The organism is Aerococcaceae bacterium DSM 111021 (assembly GCA_020112395.1).
Classification (GTDB): domain Bacteria; phylum Bacillota; class Bacilli; order Lactobacillales; family Aerococcaceae; genus Ruoffia.
In genome coordinates this window covers 159,440-176,673 of record JACCEK010000002.1, presented here as the reverse complement: position 1 = coordinate 176,673, position 17,234 = coordinate 159,440, and the positions used below count along the sequence as shown (strand labels likewise).

General features: G+C 39.1%; 15 protein-coding genes. 10 read left to right on the top strand and 5 right to left on the bottom strand.

Going from position 1 to position 17,234, the window contains the following annotated elements; all coding sequences use genetic code 11:
• Window positions 1-62 precede the first annotated feature (62 nt).
• From HYQ40_07010 to HYQ40_06990, 5 genes are all read left to right on the top strand, one after another.
• Window positions 63-1,685 carry a glycoside hydrolase family 5 protein gene (locus tag HYQ40_07010; GenBank protein ID MBZ6527526.1) on the top strand — a complete coding sequence of 541 codons (1,623 nt, stop codon included), beginning with the start codon at window positions 63-65 and terminating at the stop codon, window positions 1,683-1,685.
• Window positions 1,686-1,727: 42 nt separating this feature from the next.
• Entirely contained in the window at window positions 1,728-2,771 is a 1,044-nt protein-coding gene (locus tag HYQ40_07005; GenBank protein MBZ6527525.1) for a GGDEF domain-containing protein, read from the top strand.
• A gap of 26 nt (window positions 2,772-2,797) precedes the next feature.
• A complete protein-coding gene (locus tag HYQ40_07000) occupies window positions 2,798-3,514 on the top strand; it encodes an EAL domain-containing protein (GenBank protein ID MBZ6527524.1) in 717 nt (238 codons plus the stop codon).
• A gap of 107 nt (window positions 3,515-3,621) precedes the next feature.
• Window positions 3,622-4,548, top strand: a complete 927-nt coding sequence (locus tag HYQ40_06995) for an NERD domain-containing protein (protein MBZ6527523.1) — start codon at window positions 3,622-3,624, stop codon at window positions 4,546-4,548.
• Between the two features lie 250 nt (window positions 4,549-4,798).
• Window positions 4,799-6,064 carry a DUF2130 domain-containing protein gene (locus HYQ40_06990; protein MBZ6527522.1) on the top strand — a complete coding sequence of 422 codons (1,266 nt, stop codon included), beginning with the start codon at window positions 4,799-4,801 and terminating at the stop codon, window positions 6,062-6,064.
• A 40-nt stretch (window positions 6,065-6,104) separates the two neighbouring features.
• Here HYQ40_06990 and HYQ40_06985 read toward each other — a convergent pair whose 3' ends face one another.
• Complete coding sequence (locus tag HYQ40_06985) at window positions 6,105-6,671, bottom strand: TetR/AcrR family transcriptional regulator (protein ID MBZ6527521.1); 567 nt, start codon at window positions 6,669-6,671, stop codon at window positions 6,105-6,107.
• 142 nt (window positions 6,672-6,813) lie between these two features.
• Here HYQ40_06985 and HYQ40_06980 point away from each other — a divergent pair, with 142 nt between their 5' ends.
• The 3 genes from HYQ40_06980 to uvsE all read left to right on the top strand — a co-directional run bounded on the left by HYQ40_06980 (window position 6,814) and on the right by uvsE (window position 9,957).
• Entirely contained in the window at window positions 6,814-7,908 is a 1,095-nt protein-coding gene (locus tag HYQ40_06980; protein ID MBZ6527520.1) for an ABC transporter permease, read from the top strand.
• A 10-nt stretch (window positions 7,909-7,918) separates the two neighbouring features.
• Window positions 7,919-8,605: an ABC transporter ATP-binding protein gene (locus HYQ40_06975; GenBank protein ID MBZ6527519.1), complete on the top strand. Its 687-nt coding sequence runs from the start codon at window positions 7,919-7,921 to the stop codon at window positions 8,603-8,605.
• A gap of 83 nt (window positions 8,606-8,688) precedes the next feature.
• Window positions 8,689-9,957, top strand: a complete 1,269-nt coding sequence (uvsE, locus tag HYQ40_06970; protein MBZ6527518.1) for a UV DNA damage repair endonuclease UvsE — start codon at window positions 8,689-8,691, stop codon at window positions 9,955-9,957.
• Window positions 9,958-10,162: 205 nt separating this feature from the next.
• On the opposite strand, the gene HYQ40_06965 is transcribed toward uvsE, so the two are convergent.
• Together HYQ40_06965 and HYQ40_06960 are read right to left on the bottom strand one after the other, a co-directional pair.
• Complete coding sequence (locus tag HYQ40_06965) at window positions 10,163-10,690, bottom strand: magnesium transporter CorA family protein (protein MBZ6527517.1); 528 nt, start codon at window positions 10,688-10,690, stop codon at window positions 10,163-10,165.
• 222 nt (window positions 10,691-10,912) lie between these two features.
• The gene (locus HYQ40_06960; GenBank protein MBZ6527516.1) at window positions 10,913-11,083 is read right to left on the bottom strand and encodes a hypothetical protein; all 171 of its coding nucleotides are present in this window, start codon (window positions 11,081-11,083) and stop codon (window positions 10,913-10,915) included.
• 259 nt (window positions 11,084-11,342) lie between these two features.
• Between HYQ40_06960 and HYQ40_06955 the strand changes: the two genes are divergently transcribed.
• Complete coding sequence (locus tag HYQ40_06955; GenBank protein MBZ6527515.1) at window positions 11,343-12,350, top strand: hypothetical protein; 1,008 nt, start codon at window positions 11,343-11,345, stop codon at window positions 12,348-12,350.
• 199 nt (window positions 12,351-12,549) lie between these two features.
• Here the strand turns inward: HYQ40_06955 and HYQ40_06950 are convergent, their stop codons facing one another.
• Both HYQ40_06950 and HYQ40_06945 read right to left on the bottom strand, forming a co-directional pair.
• Window positions 12,550-12,762, bottom strand: coding sequence for a hypothetical protein (locus tag HYQ40_06950; GenBank protein ID MBZ6527514.1), 213 nt, complete (start codon window positions 12,760-12,762; stop codon window positions 12,550-12,552).
• Between the two features lie 108 nt (window positions 12,763-12,870).
• Window positions 12,871-13,224 carry a hypothetical protein gene (locus HYQ40_06945; protein ID MBZ6527513.1) on the bottom strand — a complete coding sequence of 118 codons (354 nt, stop codon included), beginning with the start codon at window positions 13,222-13,224 and terminating at the stop codon, window positions 12,871-12,873.
• Between the two features lie 259 nt (window positions 13,225-13,483).
• Between HYQ40_06945 and HYQ40_06940 the strand changes: the two genes are divergently transcribed.
• Window positions 13,484-17,227 (top strand): pullulanase, encoded by a 3,744-nt coding sequence (locus HYQ40_06940; protein ID MBZ6527512.1) that lies wholly within the window; start codon window positions 13,484-13,486, stop codon window positions 17,225-17,227.
• Window positions 17,228-17,234: the final 7 nt, after the last annotated feature.

The window sequence follows — 17,234 nt, the reverse complement described above, 5'->3', positions numbered from 1 at the left end:
TTGTTGTTTTGCTAAGTATGATAGTCCAGCAACAAACCAATATATCAGGGGAGTCAGTCTCAATGACATACGTGAATAATTTAGGCAGTGGTTGGAACTTAGGGAATACGTTTGATAGTCACGATATTGAGGCTGATTTGGGTGAACAAACGTGGGATAATCCCAAGGTGTCGCGCGAATTAATTCAAGCGATTAAAGCAGAAGGCTTCCAAAGTATTCGCATACCCCTGACTTTGCATTACCGAATGGATTCAGAGTATATGATTGATTCTGATTATTTGGATAGATATGAAGACGTAGTCAGATGGGCGTTAGAAGAGGATTTATACGTTCTGATTAACCTTCATCATGATTCGACAGAATGGCTGAATCAATGGGACGGACAGGAAACAAGTGATGAATACAAACGTTTTGTAGCTATTTGGACACAGTTAGCTGACCGATTTAGCGAATATAATCACCACTTATTTTTTGAGTCGATTAACGAACCTTCCTTTGAAGCGGAAGAATCTGAACAATATACTCGCTTAGCAAAGATTAACCGTGCATTTCATTCGGTAGTTCGTGAATCTGGCGGCTTGAATACACAACGGATGCTTGTCTTGCCGACCTTACTATCGAAAAGTCGACAGGCAGATTTAGATGCTTTATTGAGTGAGATCCAACAGCTAAATGACCCCTATTTAATAGCATCGATTCACTATTACGGGGAATGGGAATTTAGTAATAATATCGGTGTGACCATGTTGGATGACCCCTTTAGAGATGGAAAGACTCAACGAGAGTTGAATGAGGAATTAATTGGCCAATTAGAGAGAACCTTTACGGATCAACAGATTGGTGTGCTGATTGGGGAATATGGTTTACTCGGTTTTGACCGTCATCCTGAAGTGAATAATGTCGGCGAAACGTATAAGTTTATTGAACAAATGAATGGTCTGACTCGCGATAAACCGATTGCTTTAATGTTGTGGGATAATGGCCAGCATTTCAATCGCGTTACCTTCGGTTGGGGACCAGAAAAACTTGGCGATATCGTTGTTCAATCAATGTTTAGTAGTTCTGCATATGGTTCTTATATAGATATGACTTTTATTAAAGACATTCAAGGCGAATTGTTTGTTAACTTAGAATTTAACGAAACTGAATTACAAGAGGTTTTGTTTAATGGTGAGAGAATGCTAGAGGGACAAGACTATGAAAAAAACGAGGACGGTGTTTATTTCTTTCCGCAAGTTATAGAGAGGTTGTTGGGAGAGGTTGAAGCGATGGGTAATGTAGGTACGCTAACCTTTCGCTTTAATACGGGAGCGACTTGGAACCAGGATGTATATTTATTTGACCAGATGATTCTTGGCGAGAGTCAAGACACTGAAGTCGGGCAAGCGGTGTTGATTCCAGTGGATTACGCTGGCAATCAAATCAAGCGAGTATCCATTGTAAGTCAAACGGGTGAGATGGTGACAACATTAGACAATTGGCCATATTTAGTTTACTTGGAAGACTTTATACCCGATTATCAGAAGGGACAGCTCATTCTAGCAGAGCACGTGACATCCTTACTGAACGAGGGGGATTATACAGTGACAATTGAAACACATTCTAACGATACGTATCAGTATGTCTTGACTATTCAAGATAGTGTCATAGCGGGCCATTCTGTAGTAGGTTTGGATGATGACTGATTCAAAAAGGCAATACTATAGCAATTTATTGGAGGTATAGAAATGATTGTTAGTTTGTTAGCTAACATCGGGATTATATTACTAAACATTTATATTTTATGGAAATTAAATGTAGATTATTTCAATGTAGAAAGGCAAACTAGAAAACAAACGGTCATCTATATCGCATTAGAAACCTTAGTAGGTGTTTTACTACTCAATTTCTCGGTCGTTATTTTAGATGTCCATTTTGATTTTCGATTGGTTCTTTTCGCTTTAATGATGAAATACTTAGGTGACAAAGTTGCCTTGCCAACTATTTTTTTATTAGGGATGTTTCGTTTTCTTCTTGAAGGTTTTTTACCAGCGTCATTAAACTTAGTTATTGTGATCATTTTATTATTAACTTACACGCGTGTATTTGAATGGTCCAAGAAACATTTTTCAGGTATAGGTCAAATGTTAACGTTAGTTTATTATTATATAGCAATCGCATTCCCATTAAGTATTATATTACTTAATGAAATCATGCAGTCCGTGATTATCCATTCAATTGTTCTGGTTACTGCCACAGTTACCATTATTATTGTTCACAATGTGATGAAAGATATTCAATATTTATTCAATTTAGCTGAAATTGATAATTTAACCAATTTATATAATTCGCGAAAGTTTCGTGAGGATTTAGAAAGGTTATCATTTATAGACGGAAGCTTTGCTTTACTGGTCATTGATATTGATGACTTCAAGTGCTTCAATGATATTCATGGTCATTTAGTGGGTGATGCTGTCATCCGAGAGATTGCGATGGTTTTATCAAGCATGCCACAGGAAAAACAATTTTTCTATCGTTACGGCGGTGAAGAGTTTGTCGCTTTGATAGAAGACTGTAGTGATGGAAAAGTAACACAGCTAGCTCAAAATATTCACAAACGAATTAGAGATTTGCGTATTCCTACTGCTGAAGGGGAATTATTAGAAGTGACTGTATCCATTGGTGTTGCGCACCGATCGAGCAAAGAAGAACTTACCTCAACTTTTAAAAGAGCGGATAGTGCACTTTATACGGCCAAGGAAAATGGAAAAGATCAAATCGTCATTGGATAAACTAAACTGAATAGAGGTGTGTATGATTGATAATTCAATATGAGACACAAAAAAATGATTTTTACTTAGAATTTCAACCCATCATTCATGTTTTGCCAGAAGGCAAATATGACATGACTCACTTTGAGGTATTATTACGTTCTCGCCAGAACCACCGCTATCCAGAAGACTTACTAGATTTTTATATTTCATGTGAAGAGAGAAATCACTTATTAGTTGATTGGTACGCTGGGCAGCTCATGGTCTTGTGTGAGAAGTACCCTCAATATACCTTTAACTATAACATTCATCCGCAACAATTTATTTACGAATCAACATGGAGGTATTTGGATCAGTTAAAAGACTATTCTAAGCAAATCCATATTGAGATTACAGAAAAACTCGTTCCCGTTGATTTTGCTGTTGAAGGTGTCTCATTTAAAATGGAGACATTTATTCAAAAAATCCATGGTCTAAGTTATAAAGTGAGTATTGATGACGTAGCGACTGGTCAAAACACTTTGGAACTCGTCATGAATAATATTGACTGTATATCAAGTTTAAAATTATCATTGCTGTCGTTTAATAATTTAGATGTCGAGACTCTGGGCTTGTTTTTAGATGCCTGGCAAAGTCTCGCCCAAAAACACGGTATAAAATTTATAGTCGAAGGCGTTGAGAGCCAAGAAGCTTCAGAGAAACTCTTCGAGCGTGGCATCGTTTGGCAACAAGGTTACTATTGGGCTAAGTCAGTCGAATTATAATATGAATTTACTGGTCACTTTTGTGGTGGCCTTTTTTATTTGCAGTTTTTTAGAAATAAATTAATGGAAATGAGCATTTTTCTTGTATCTATATATGGAGGTGCTGAATGAAAAAAAGTAAAGTATTACAACAGTTAGACATATGCAAAATCCGTGAGGCGATTTTAGATAAAAAAATGGAAAGAGAACACTATAATTTGAATGAAGGGCATGTTGGTGAGGCGGAGAATTATCAGAGGTTTAAACAGTTTGGTAGTGAGTACTGGCGCTATGATTTAAATTACTGGTTCAACCACGGCAAGCGGATGGAGGTTGATATGCTTGTAATCGCCGAGAATCAGTGGCTAGTTATTGAAGTAAAAAATTATAAAGGCCTCTTTGAATATAAAGATAACGAATGTTTTATCAATGGACGCTTGATGAGTGACAATCAAGTCACAAAGATGAATCACCGAGTCAACCGAATTCGCCATATGGCGGCTGAAGTGAGTTCTGAGATTGAAGTGATTGGAGCGATGGTGTTTATAAATGAACATAGTGATGTGAAGTTGGAAAGTGGTAACGAATTTGATATTGTGATGCGGAATCAATTACAACGGTATATTCGCAAGTTCCGCGAGAACAATCATTTCGCAATGTATGACCAAACGCTAAATCGTGTTTATCAAGTTTTAGAAAGGCACCGCGACCAGACCCCATTTGTACCTAAGTCGCTATCGTTGGAAGTATTCGAGCAGTTACGAAAAGGGATAACATGTAAAAGCTGTGATAGTTTTGATGTGCAAATGAGTTACAAATATGTCGAGTGTAAAGGGTGTTGGACCAATGAGTTAAAGTCTGAAGCCATACTTAGAACCGCTTATCAGTTGCGATACTTGTACTATGATCATCCGGAGATGGTGACCCGTCGAAATGTGTATGAGTTTTGTGGGGGAATGGTGAGTGAAAGAACGATAAATAGAACACTTGCCAAGAATTATGAGAAAATCGGTGCAACTAATAATTTGTACTATGAAATACAACTACCACAATAACAACTCACGCCAAACGGGGTGTGATAAGTCGCAAGTTGGCTCAACTCACGCCAAACGGGTATGTGATAAGTCGCAAGTTGGCTCAACTCACGCCAAACGGGCATGGGATAAGTCGCAAGTTGGCTCAACTCACGCCAAACGGGTATGCGATAAGTCGCGAGTTGGTTTCAACTTGCTTCACCAGTCGATTGCTAACTCAAACTTTAGTATAATAGGCGTACTGGTTGGTTTTAAAACAGGAGGAATATAAATGAATGAAATTAAGTGTCCACATTGCGGGACGTTGTTTACAATTGATGAGGCAGGGTACGCAGATATCTTGGCTCAAGTTCGAACAAAGGAATTCAATGAAGAGATTCATGAGAAACTGGAACAAATTAATGCTCAACACGAAAGTAACCTTGCGCTGGTTGAGGAGAAGACGAAGAATACGTTTGATAAGCAAGTGTCGGAAAAAGATAAAGAGATTGCGGAATTAAAAAATAAAACAACTGCGCTTGAAAAGGATAAAGAATTAGAATTACAACAAGCTTTAGCCGCGAAAGACAAAGAGTTGACGGAACTCAACGCGCGCGTACAAGCGATTGAGAACGAGAAGAAATTAGAACTTTCAGAAATTAATTCGGCAAAAGAGAAAGCACTTATGGAATTAAATTCGAGAATTTCACTTCAAGAAAAAGAACGCGAGTTAGAGCTTAATTCGCTTAAAGAGAAATTTGATACGGAAATCAAAATGAAAGACGAGACGATTGCTTTTTACAAAGATTTTAAAGCAAAACAGTCCACGAAGATGGTAGGGGAGACGCTCGAACAACACTGTGAGATTGAGTTTAACCGCCTAAGAATGACAGCTTTCAAAAATGCTCAGTTCGGCAAAGATAATGATATTAAATCAGGAAGCAAGGGAGACTACATCTATCGTGAGCATGATGAGTACGGAAATGAGATTATCTCCATTATGTTTGAGATGAAAAATGAAGGCGATGAAACGGCAACGAAGAAAAAGAATGAGCATTTTTTTAAGCAACTAGATAAAAACCGAAATGACAAAAAATGTGAATATGCGATTCTTGTCTCAATGTTAGAATCTGATAATGAACTCTATAATAATGGAATTGTTGATGTGTCGTATGAATATGAGAAGATGTATGTGATTCGTCCACAATTTTTTATCCCGATTATTACACTCCTTCGAAACGCAGCGATGAATTCGCTAGAGTACAAGCAAGAAGTAGCTTTGATGCGTGAACAAAATATCGATATAACAAATTTTGAAGAGGATCTCGATACATTCAAGTCGGCATTCGCTAGAAATTATGACCTGGCAAGTCGGAAATTTAAAACAGCGATTGATGAAATTGATAAGACGATTACGCATCTACAAAAAACAAAAGATGCCTTAGTCTCTTCCGAAAACAACTTGCGATTAGCCAATAATAAAGCGGATGACTTAACGGTTAAGAAATTAGTTCGAAAGAACCCAACAATGAAAGCGAAATTTGATGCATTAAATTAAAAAAGAAGCGCTTGGAGTATATCCAGGCGCTTCTATTTTTTTAAATTTTAATTCCATTTAAAAATAAATCGATAATATTTTCAGTTGAGACGAATTTATGAGTTTGCATATCCGGACTGATGTAGGGGGCAATCACTAGAAAATAATGTGAAGCGATTTGTTCAGCAACAAGATCCGAACGTAGTTTTGTAATATTTTCCTCAAATAAATCTATAAAAGGTTGTTGGTAGCCTTTCAAGAAGATGGTATACAATTTGCTCTTGCTCTCAGCAGAAAGATCGGAATCCATATCTTTCATCATCGTATAAATATCGATGGGATCGTTATTTTGGAGGTAGTTGGTCATAAGGTTGAGGCTTTCTTGTAGAGATAAGTCACTGTTATGAGCAATATAACTCAATTGATTATTTACTTCGTTTCCAACTTGTTCTAGGACCGAGATGTACAAAGTTTCTTTATTTTGAAAATGATAATAGAGATTCGGCTGGGTAATCCCTACTTCTTTTGCGATGTGACGCGTTGAAGTTGCCTTGTAACCGTCGGTCATAAATTTTTTACGGGCAGTATCTATAATCATTTGTCTCGTTGAAATCTCTTTAGAGGTCAATATACTCGCTCCTTCCTTCTTTAGTATTATACATCGAATTGTTGAATTTACTAGGTGAATACCCAAAAATATCTTGCATATGAAAAAATTGACTGATATACTTATCAGGTGATAAGTATAATATAAAATTAGAGGTGAAGATATGTTTTTAGCTTGGAAAGAAATTAAATACGCCAAGACGCGTTTTTCATTAATCGTCGGTGTATTAGTATTAGTGAGTTATTTAGTTTATTTTTTAACTGGCTTAGCCTTCGGTTTGGCTCAAGATAACCGAACAAGTGTGGATAAATGGGAAGCACAAGCAATTGTATTGGCAGACGAAGCCAATTCAAATATTAATATGTCAATGATGCCACAAGGTTTAATCAATGATATTGAAGCTGACGAGATAGCCGTTCTAGGACAAACTGCAAGTGTTGTGAGTCGCGACGATCAGACTGAAGCTGAACAAGAAGAGAATAAAATTTCAGTGACATTCTTCGGAATTGATTCAGAGCAATTTATTGCACCAAATATCGTTGAAGGTGAGATGTTTCAAGAAGACTTTCAAGTTGTGGCAGATATTAGTATCCACGAAGAGTTTGGTATTGAAATTGGTGACGTTTTAAATCTTGCGGGAAATGATGAGCAAGTTGAAGTCGTTGGTTTTACCGACAACGCGAAATTCAATGTCGCTCCAGTACTATACACAACTGTTTCAACATATCAAGACGTGCGGTTCGAAGCAATCGATGATTCGGATGAAGGGCGTGTGAGTGCCTTTATTATTCGTGATGATGATTTAGATAGTGTCGAGTTGGATAATGAAGACTTAGAGCTGTCAACAATCTCTGAATATATTGAAGAAATCCCTGGATACACAGCCCAAGTATTGACGTTTGGTTTAATGATTATTTTCTTAATTATTATTGCGGCTGTTGTGATTGGGATATTCATGTATGTGTTAACTGTACAAAAATCAAGCATGTTTGGGGTGATGAAAGCCCAGGGTATTTCTACGAAGTACATTGCGACATCTGTTGTGAGCCAGACATTTATCTTATCAGTCATTGGTGTAGCCATTGGCTTGGTGCTTACAATGGGGACAGCGATGGTGTTACCGAGTACGGTGCCATTTGCCTTTAATATGTACTTTATCTTAATTATAACCGTATTAATTGTCTTGTTTGCCTTATTAGGCGCGTTCTTCTCAGTAAGAACGGTAGCCAAAATTGATCCGCTAGAAGCGATTGGATAGGAGGGGTTCTATGAAGAAAGCAATTGAAGTAAAAAATGTGTCCAAAACATTCGATGATGGACGTAAAGAGATTACAGCCTTAAAAGATACGAACTTTTCGGTTGAAGAGGGAGAATTTGTAGCGATTATCGGACCAAGTGGTTCAGGTAAGAGTACATTTCTAACGATTATTGGAGGCCTTCAAGCGCCTAGTAAAGGGGAAGTCTTGATTAATGGCAACAAGTTCAGTGAAGAGAATGATAAGAAACGAACGAAGCTACGCTTTAAAGAAATCGGCTTTATCCTACAAGCATCTAACTTAATACCTTTCCTAACAGTTGAGGATCAGTTGCGTCTTGTGAATAAAATCGAAAAAAAGGCATTCGAAAAAGATCGAGTGGATTCCTTATTAGAACAATTAGATATTACGGACTTACGGGATAAATATCCGAGCGACCTTTCAGGTGGAGAACGCCAACGTGTAGCGATTGCGCGTGCCTTGTTCCATGATCCGTCAGTGATTTTAGCCGATGAGCCAACAGCTAGTTTGGACTCGAGTCGTGCGTTTGAAGTGGTTGAAATATTGGCCAAACAAACAAAGGAACAGAAAAAAGCAACGATTATGGTTACCCATGATGAGCGTTTAATCAAGCATTGTGATAAAGTTTATTACATGGAAGACGGCGAGTTGCGCTTAGATACAGATAATAACAAATAGGTTAAATCGAAAGAAAGAGAGCATTTTATGCAATCTTTCTTTTTATTTTTAGTATGATAAATCAAAAGACAAAGGAGTCGCTTATGAATCAAGATGTAAGAATCGGCTACGCGTGTTTGAATCCCGATATTAGCCAAGGATTCAAGACGTGTCGTTTTGATAATTTAACACATGACAAATGGATTGAATTGATTGAGTGGAATCTGGCGACATTGGAAGAGATGATTGCTTATACAGTCGATCACGGAATCGGTTTACTACGTTTATCGAGTGACCTCATTCCTTTTGCGACGAAGCCTAAAGAGGGTGTGGACCTGGATTGGAAAGAGTATTTTGAATCAACGTTCAATCGTATTAAAGACAAAATACAATCAACTCAGTTACGTATATCAATGCATCCAGGGCAATATACGGTCTTGAATTCCATGGATATGAATGTAGTCGATCGAGCGATTGACGATTTGGAGTACCATGCTGAGGTTCTTGAACTACTTGGAGGCAATCAGGCAAACAAAATCATTATCCATATTGGTGGGGTGTATGGTGATAAAGAAGCCGCCATGGCACGCTTTATTGATCAAGCTAATCAGTTGTCAAAACGCGTACGCGCGCACTTAGTCATTGAAAACGATGAGCGTTTATATAGTATTCATGATGTTTTGACTATTAGTGAACAAACTGGATTGCCCGTCATTTTCGATAATTTGCATCATGAAGTTCGCCGGCCCGACGACCCAACACCCATGGCTGAGTATATTCAAGTAGCAGGGCAAACATTTCAAGAAGCAGATGGTCGTCAGAAAATTCACTATAGCCAACAAGCCCCGGTAAAAAAAGCTGGAGCTCATTCCCAAACGATAGCGATCCAACCTTTTATCGCTTTTCTAAAGCAGCTTCCTGATATGTATCCTCTCGATATTATGTTAGAAGTTAAAGACAAGAATCGGTCTGCTGAAAAGATTCAAGTATACTTGGACCAAGATGTGGCTGCTGCGGAGAAACTGTGGGCGAAGCGGAAGTATTCCGTTCTGGCTAAGTCTGCTGGGATCTATCAGAAGATACGGGATGTTTTAAAAGATAAGCAACATGTTAATTTTCTGCTGTTCATTCAACTGCTGGAAGAGGCTGAGGTGATGTCAGAGAATGTGGGCGCAGAAGTGAATGCAGCACAACATATTTGGGGTTACTTCAATAAGCAGGCAACGAGCAAAGAGACAGCGACGTATCAAAAAAATATCGCAAGGTATCAAGCAAATGAAATAACTTCGCGTCAATTACGTCAGTTCTTTAAGCGGTTGTTGAAGAAATATCCTAATGATTATTTGGAGAAGAGTTTGTATTTTAATGAATAAAAAATGTGGAATTAAGAGAGGGGAGATATTACCGATTTTTAGCCGACGCGCATAAAATAACTGCTTCTCAACATAAAGAAATTAAAGATCTCATTGGCGAAAGTGTCGAAGCGGGTAAGAGTTTGTTCATTTATACTTCATTCGATATTGATTATTAATAACGCAAACACACACCCGTGAAATGATTCATGGGTGTGTTTGACTTTTAAAAGTAATCTTTTTTCTTTAAGAAGATAGCCATTGAAGCAGTTGAGATAACAACCAAAATGAGGACTCCAAGTGTTCCGTAATCAGAATTTTCTCCTGGTAAGCCTCCGGCGTTAATTCCCCAAAACTCGGAAATTAAACTGGCTGAAGCGAGAACAAGTGAGAGCGAGTTTAAGAATTTCATTAATTTATTTAAGTTGTCGCTGACAAGATCTGAAAATAAACTGCTGACACTATCTAATAAGTCACGGTAAACGTGGACAAGCTTCATGACTTGACGGTTATACCACTTAAGGTCGTACTCAAGTGCTGAGTTGTTAAGTTTGTTAGTGAATGTTTCAGTTGCTAATAACTCTGTTACCGTCTCATCCAAGGTTTCAATAGTATGTTCTAAAATAACGAGATTCCGTTCTGTATCAGCTACTTTTCGAAGGACATCTCCACTCGTAGAATTTTTGGCTTTGTTATTTAAATCATCGATGGCTGCTTTTTGCTGTTGCAATTCATCGTGTAAATTAGAATACATCAAAATTCCCGCATAGACTAAGATACTTGCAAGGCTATCAAACTTTTCCTTGTATTAATGTAATAAATTTTGGTCGAATGTCGATCCTTCCTTTAAAAAAAGGAGTAGCATATCATCTTGCAAAATAAAGGTCAGTGTTTCGAGTCGGTCTTCGACAGGTATATCTTTGTTGCGGCTCGTGACGTTGGATAAAACAACAATTAATGAATTGTCCGCATCTTGTTAAGGGATTTCTTCAAACCTTGGCGCGACGGAAGAAATATCATCGAGAGCAAATACATCATTAGGTAAGTTGAATTGATTGACATAGTCCTGTTCATCTTGATGGGAGTCGGAATGGAAGATGAGAAATTTTGCTTGCTCACTATCATCTAATTTAAATGTTTGAACCATTTTAATACCCCTTTCTTTGTTAGTTTGATTTTAAACCTTAAAGTAAGTTGTAGCAACAAAAGCGTTTATTAGTATTAAATATATAGAAATATTAATGAAAATATTTTATATGAAATATTGTCTTAATAGGTAAGCTAGTGGTTTCTATAAAAATGTTTTCTTTTCTGAGTTCAATTATTTTACATATAGAGAGCGTTTTTATATAATAGGGTTATGTCAGACGAAATGTTTCAAAGGTCATTCCTGAGGAGGATTAATTATGAAAAAATCATTACGTCAAATGTTATTAGTTAGTTTAAGTGCTTCGTTATTAGTAAGTGTTGCACCTCTTGCCTATGCTGAGGATGTAAGTAGCGAAGAAGAAACTAGTGAAGTCGTTGAGACAACTGAAGAAGAAACATCTGAAGTTGCTGAAGAGTCTGCTATGGAAGAAGAAGCAGCAGATGTTGAAGCAAGTGATGTACAAATGGGTCTTGAAGAAGCTGTAACGATGTTAGAGGCAGAGTATCCAGACGCAGAGATTGAAGAAATTGATGTAGCATACGACCGTGACGAGCAACGTTACGATATTACGGTAAATGCATTCAATGCTGAAGAAGATATTGAATTAGAAGTTGTATGGCAAGACGGTGAAGTTACAGAAAGTGGCTTCAACGAAGGTTTATTCGGCTTCTTAGATGGTGACGATGCAGCTGATGAAGCAACAAACGAATCAGCTGCCGATGATATGATGGACGGCGATGTGGCTGATGAAGCGGATATCGTTGAAAATGAAGGCGAAGCTGAATTATCAGACGACTCTGTTGTCGAATCAGCTCCTGCCGATGAATCAGTTGCAGATGATGCTGAAATGGATGATGCTGCAACTCAAGAAGCAACACCATCAGAAGAAGAACGTCCAACATTAGATATGGATAGTGTCATTACAATTGATGAAGCGACTGAATTAGCTTTAGCAGAAGTTGAAAATGGCGAAGCTGTAAGTTGGAACTTAAATGCTGATACATCTGAATTCTGGGACTTCTTACAATCTGAAGAAGAGCAAGAAGATGGTCCAATTTGGACAGTTGAAGTTGAAGAAGCAGATGCTATGATGAGTGAAGAAGTAACGATCGACGCTCTAGCAGGAACGGTTATCGACAGCCCAGCTCAAGAAGAATCAGAAGAGTCTGCTGAAGATGCAGCTGATGAAGCAGAAACGACAGAAGAAACAACTGATGCTCCAGCTGAAGACGCTGCTGAGACAGAAGAATCAAGTGTAGAATAATAGTTTAAACTAAATAACCAGAGATAATGGGTTATAGTTATAAAATAGGTAAACGAGCCTGGATACTGAAGAGACTCAGTGTCTAGGCTCGTTTTTTTATGAGAGTTGTAATTACCTGAACTCGCGCCAAACGGCCCTGCGATAGGTCTCAAGTTTGCCGAACTCACGCCGAACGGAGAGCGATAAGTCGCAAGTTGGTCTAACTCACGCCAAATGGGTATGCGATAAGTCGCAAGTTGGCCCAACTCACGCCAAATGGAGCGCGATAAGTCTCAAGTTGCCCTAACTCACGCCAAATGGGTATGCGATAAGTCTCAAGTTGCCCTAACTCACGCCAAATGGGTATGCGATAAGTCTCAAGTTGCCCTAACTCACGCCAAATGGGTATGCGATAAGTCGCAAGTTGGCCCAACTCACGCCAAACGGCCCTGCGATAGGTCTCAAGATCCTTACCAACTCACACCAAAAACCCTTCAAGCTAGCATTGCTTCTGCTAGCTTGAAGGGCTTTCATTATTAACTTACAAGGCATCGAGCCTGTTTAATAAATCTTTTTGTTCTGACCCATTTCCTACTGCGAGTGGTTTGAATTGGAGTTTGTAATTGCCACCTTGTGTGTTGATGACAGCTTTTTTAATCATCGTTCCTGATACTTTTACTGAATTGACTTGTGATAAGGGGATGGCGGTAACATCTTTTTCTTTGAGGCCAAGAGTCATTTCAACCAGCGTTAAGTTTTCTTCATCCAATATAACGACGTAATACTTCGGCAGACCGATGAATTTAGGCTCTTCGGCAAAACCAGCGGCAGCTGATGCGTTCGAGTACTTTTCTTTGTATCCATTAATGTCGTCGATACTTAATCTTAGTTTCATATTTATCCCTCTTCTCTTGTTTAAAATTATAGAACAGGTCAGCTCGCAAGTCCAAAGATATGAAGTTTAAGAGCAAGGAATACTCAAACGATTGCATTAAGCAAATATATCGATAGTCTGTTGGAAGGCTATTAAAAGCAGTTGATTTTACTCTTTAAACTAATTTTTGTATGAATATATTGTAATAATGTTCATTATTCTATATAATTTAGTAAAACGTTTGCAGAAAACGATTTCAATACAAATAGGAGGCAGATGAATGGTTAGTAGTCGTAACAAGAAACTGTTGATGGAGAAGAGCGGGCAGAAGGTTCAAAAGTTTGGGATTAAGCGCTTGAAGGTTGGTGTGGTATCCGTTGCTATTACAGCAGGATTATTGGTGAGCCACAATACCTTACAACAAGTTCATGCTGAGGAAGTTGCTGATGAGCATGTCGTAGAGCTTGTTGAAGAACCGGTTGAATTAGCCGAGACAGATGAAGTAGTAGAAGAAACGATTCCCGACGAAACGTCTGAGGAAATAATTGAAGCCGAGCCACCAGCTGAAGAAAGTGACGTCTTAGACGAAGAGACACCTTCCCAGGAGCTTCAAACGGCTTCTACATTCAACACAATGGCTACTTTACCAGAAATTGCGGAAGGTGACTTCCGTTTACATTTTGATGAATTACCTGAAGGTGACCCGAGCTCAATGGGGCTTTGGATGTGGGGCGATGTTGAAACACCGAGTGATCAATTAGGTGGTTGGCCCAACGGGGCGACGAATTTATCTGAGTTGCTTGAATCGGAATATGGCTATTACTTAGATGTTGCGGTAAAAGACAACGCGCAAATTATTAACTACTTAATCAATACAGTGACGGGTAACAATGTGACTGAAGACCAAGCGGTTCAGATAGCTCATTCGGATATGAACCAAGTTTGGATTGATGAAGCGTATGAACAACATCTGTACGAACCTTTAGAAAATGACAGTCTAATCCGCATTAACTATGAGAGAGAAGACGGCGACTACGAAGGTTGGGGCTTATGGATTTGGGGTGAGGTTGACGAAGCGAGTGAAGATCTTGCTGGTTGGCCAGACGGTGCGTTTGATTTTGTGAACGAAGGGCCGTTTGGTCGCTACGTTGATGTCGCTTTATCAAATGGACTCGACAGTGATATTCAATTCCTCTTAGTGAATAAATTAACCGGAGAACAGGCTGGTGATATGTCTTTTGCGGACCGTGCTGAAGACAGTCAATTATTCTTAAGAGATTTGGATGCGACTGTTTACACATCACCTTATACAGCTGGAGAAGAACGACTGACTGATGCGGAAATGGTCGCAACAGACCAAATTATTGTTTCGCTTTCTTCTGTAAGTGCCATTATGGATGGAAATCCTTCGGAGCTATTTACATTAACAGATAGTGACGGAAATGTCATTCCACTGGAAAATATTGAGATTGATGAAGAAACGAATCAGGTTATTATATCTGGAGATTTTAGTGGCACATCTGGTCAATATACGGTTTCATATGGTGAGAATTCAACAACGGTTCGTTCATCATGGCGTTTAATGGACGATCTTTATGCCTATGATGGTGATTTAGGTTCACAACTGTATGAAGATGGAACCGTTGAGATGAACTTATGGGCACCAACAGCTGAAGCGATCCGGGTTGTGTTATACGACAAGAACAATCAAGATGAAGTTCTTGGAACATACGATATGGCAAGAAATGATACTGGCGTGTGGAATTTATTATTAGATGAAGACGCGACAGGGTTAGGCAGCCATCAAGGTTACTACTATCACTACGAAATCACGCGTGATGGCGAGTCGGTATTAGCATTGGATCCTTATGCGAAATCCTTGGCAGCTTGGAATAATTTAGAACCTGGTGCACATGTTGCTAAAGCAGCGATTGTTGATCCATCAACGATTGGGCCAGAGTTGGATTATGCAAATATCCCTGGTTATACGAAGCGTGAAGATGCGATTATTTATGAGGCGCATGTTCGTGACTTTACATCGGATCCAAGTATTTCGGATGAGTTAACAAGTCAATTTGGAACCTTTAGTTCTTTTGCTGAGCGTTTAGATTACTTGCAGGATCTAGGTGTGACACACATCCAGTTATTGCCGGTGATGAGCTATTTCTATGCGAATGAATTTGAAAACGGGAAGCGCGAATTAGATTGGTCGGCTTCGGAAAATAACTATAACTGGGGTTACGACCCGCAAAGTTACTTTGCTTTAACGGGGATGTATTCCGAAAATCCAGAGAATCCAGAACAACGCATCGCTGAGTTTAAAAACTTAGTCAATGAGATTCATAAGCGTGATATGGGTGTTATTTTAGATGTGGTCTTCAATCATACGGCGAGAACTTTCTTGTTTGAAGATTTGGAGCCAAATTATTATCACTTTATGGATAAAGACGGAACGCCACGTGAATCCTTTGGTGGTGGGCGTTTAGGAACAACTCATCATATGTCACGTCGGGTTTTAGTTGATTCGATAAAATATTGGGTGGATGAATTTAAAGTGGATGGGTTCCGCTTTGATATGATGGGAGACCACGACGCTGAAGCGATTCAAATGGCCTATGATGAAGGGGCTAAATTGAATCCAAATATATTGATGTTAGGGGAAGGATGGATTACCTTTGCTGGAGACGAGGGCAACCCGTTACAACCGGCCGATCAATCGTGGATGAACCAAACGGATGGGGTAGCGGTATTCTCAGATGAGATTCGTAATATGCTGAAGTCAGGTTTCGGAAGTGAAGGGCAACCCAAGTTCTTAACAGGTGGGGCGCAAGTTCTGGAAGACATTTTCAATAATATTATTGGGCTGCCAAGCAATGTAAATGCGGATGACCCAGGAGATATTATTCAGTATATTGCGGCGCACGATAATTTAACTTTACACGATGTGATTGCGCAATCGATTAAGAAAGATCCTGCCAAATTTGCCGAAGAGATTCACCAAAGAATCCGTTTAGGTAACTTGATGATTTTAACATCTCAAGGCACACCGTTTATCCATTCAGGGCAAGAGTTTGGTAGAACCAAGCAATTCCGTCACGAAGATTATATAACGACGGTCGATGAGGCGCCATACAAGACAACCTACCTTGTAGATGAAAATGGAGATCCATTTGAGTATCCGTATTTTGTCCATGATTCGTATGATGCGACGGATGCTGTGAATAAATTTGATTGGAACATGGCCTTGAATGAGGAAATGTATCCAATTCATACACAAACGCAACAATATACAAAAGGCTTGATTCACTTACGCCGTTCAGTCGATGGATTCCGCTGGGGGACGCAAGAAAAAGTGGAGGAAAATGTTCGCTTTATTGCATCACCTGAAATGGGAGAAACCGACTTAGTAGTTGCTTATGAAGTGACGGATTCAGATGGAAATCGTTATGCTGTCTTTATTAACTCAGACGAGACAGACCGTGAGTTTACTTTCCCAGATGGTTTTGAAGTGATTGGAACTGGAGAGGTGATAGTTGATGCGCTTCGTGCTGGAACAGACGCGATTCTTAATCCAGAAGGTGTCGTGTTAGGTGATGGATCAATTACACTTTCACCATTAACTGCCACAATTATTCGTTACGCTGCAGATGGAGGACCGGTTGAAAGCGGAGATGACAGCGAAACACCTGGTGTACCGGGAGAAACGGAAACGCCAGACACACCAGAAACGCCAAGTGAACCGGGAGAATCAGAAGGCGAAGAAGGTTCAGAGGAACCAGGTGACACTGAAACACCAGATGAAGGATCGGATGATTCAGGTGAAACGGGCGAAGAATCTGAAGAGGTTGAAGATGAAGAAAGTTCAATCCAAGTCGACAACACTGACGTTGACCAAAGTAGTGTCGGATTATTACCAGCTACCGGTGAAGAGAAACAATATGCAATCTTCTCAGCAGCCGCTTTAGCAGTGCTTTCAGGAGTAGGACTAATCGCAAGTTCAAGAAAGAAATCAGAAGAAGTATAGAAAATTA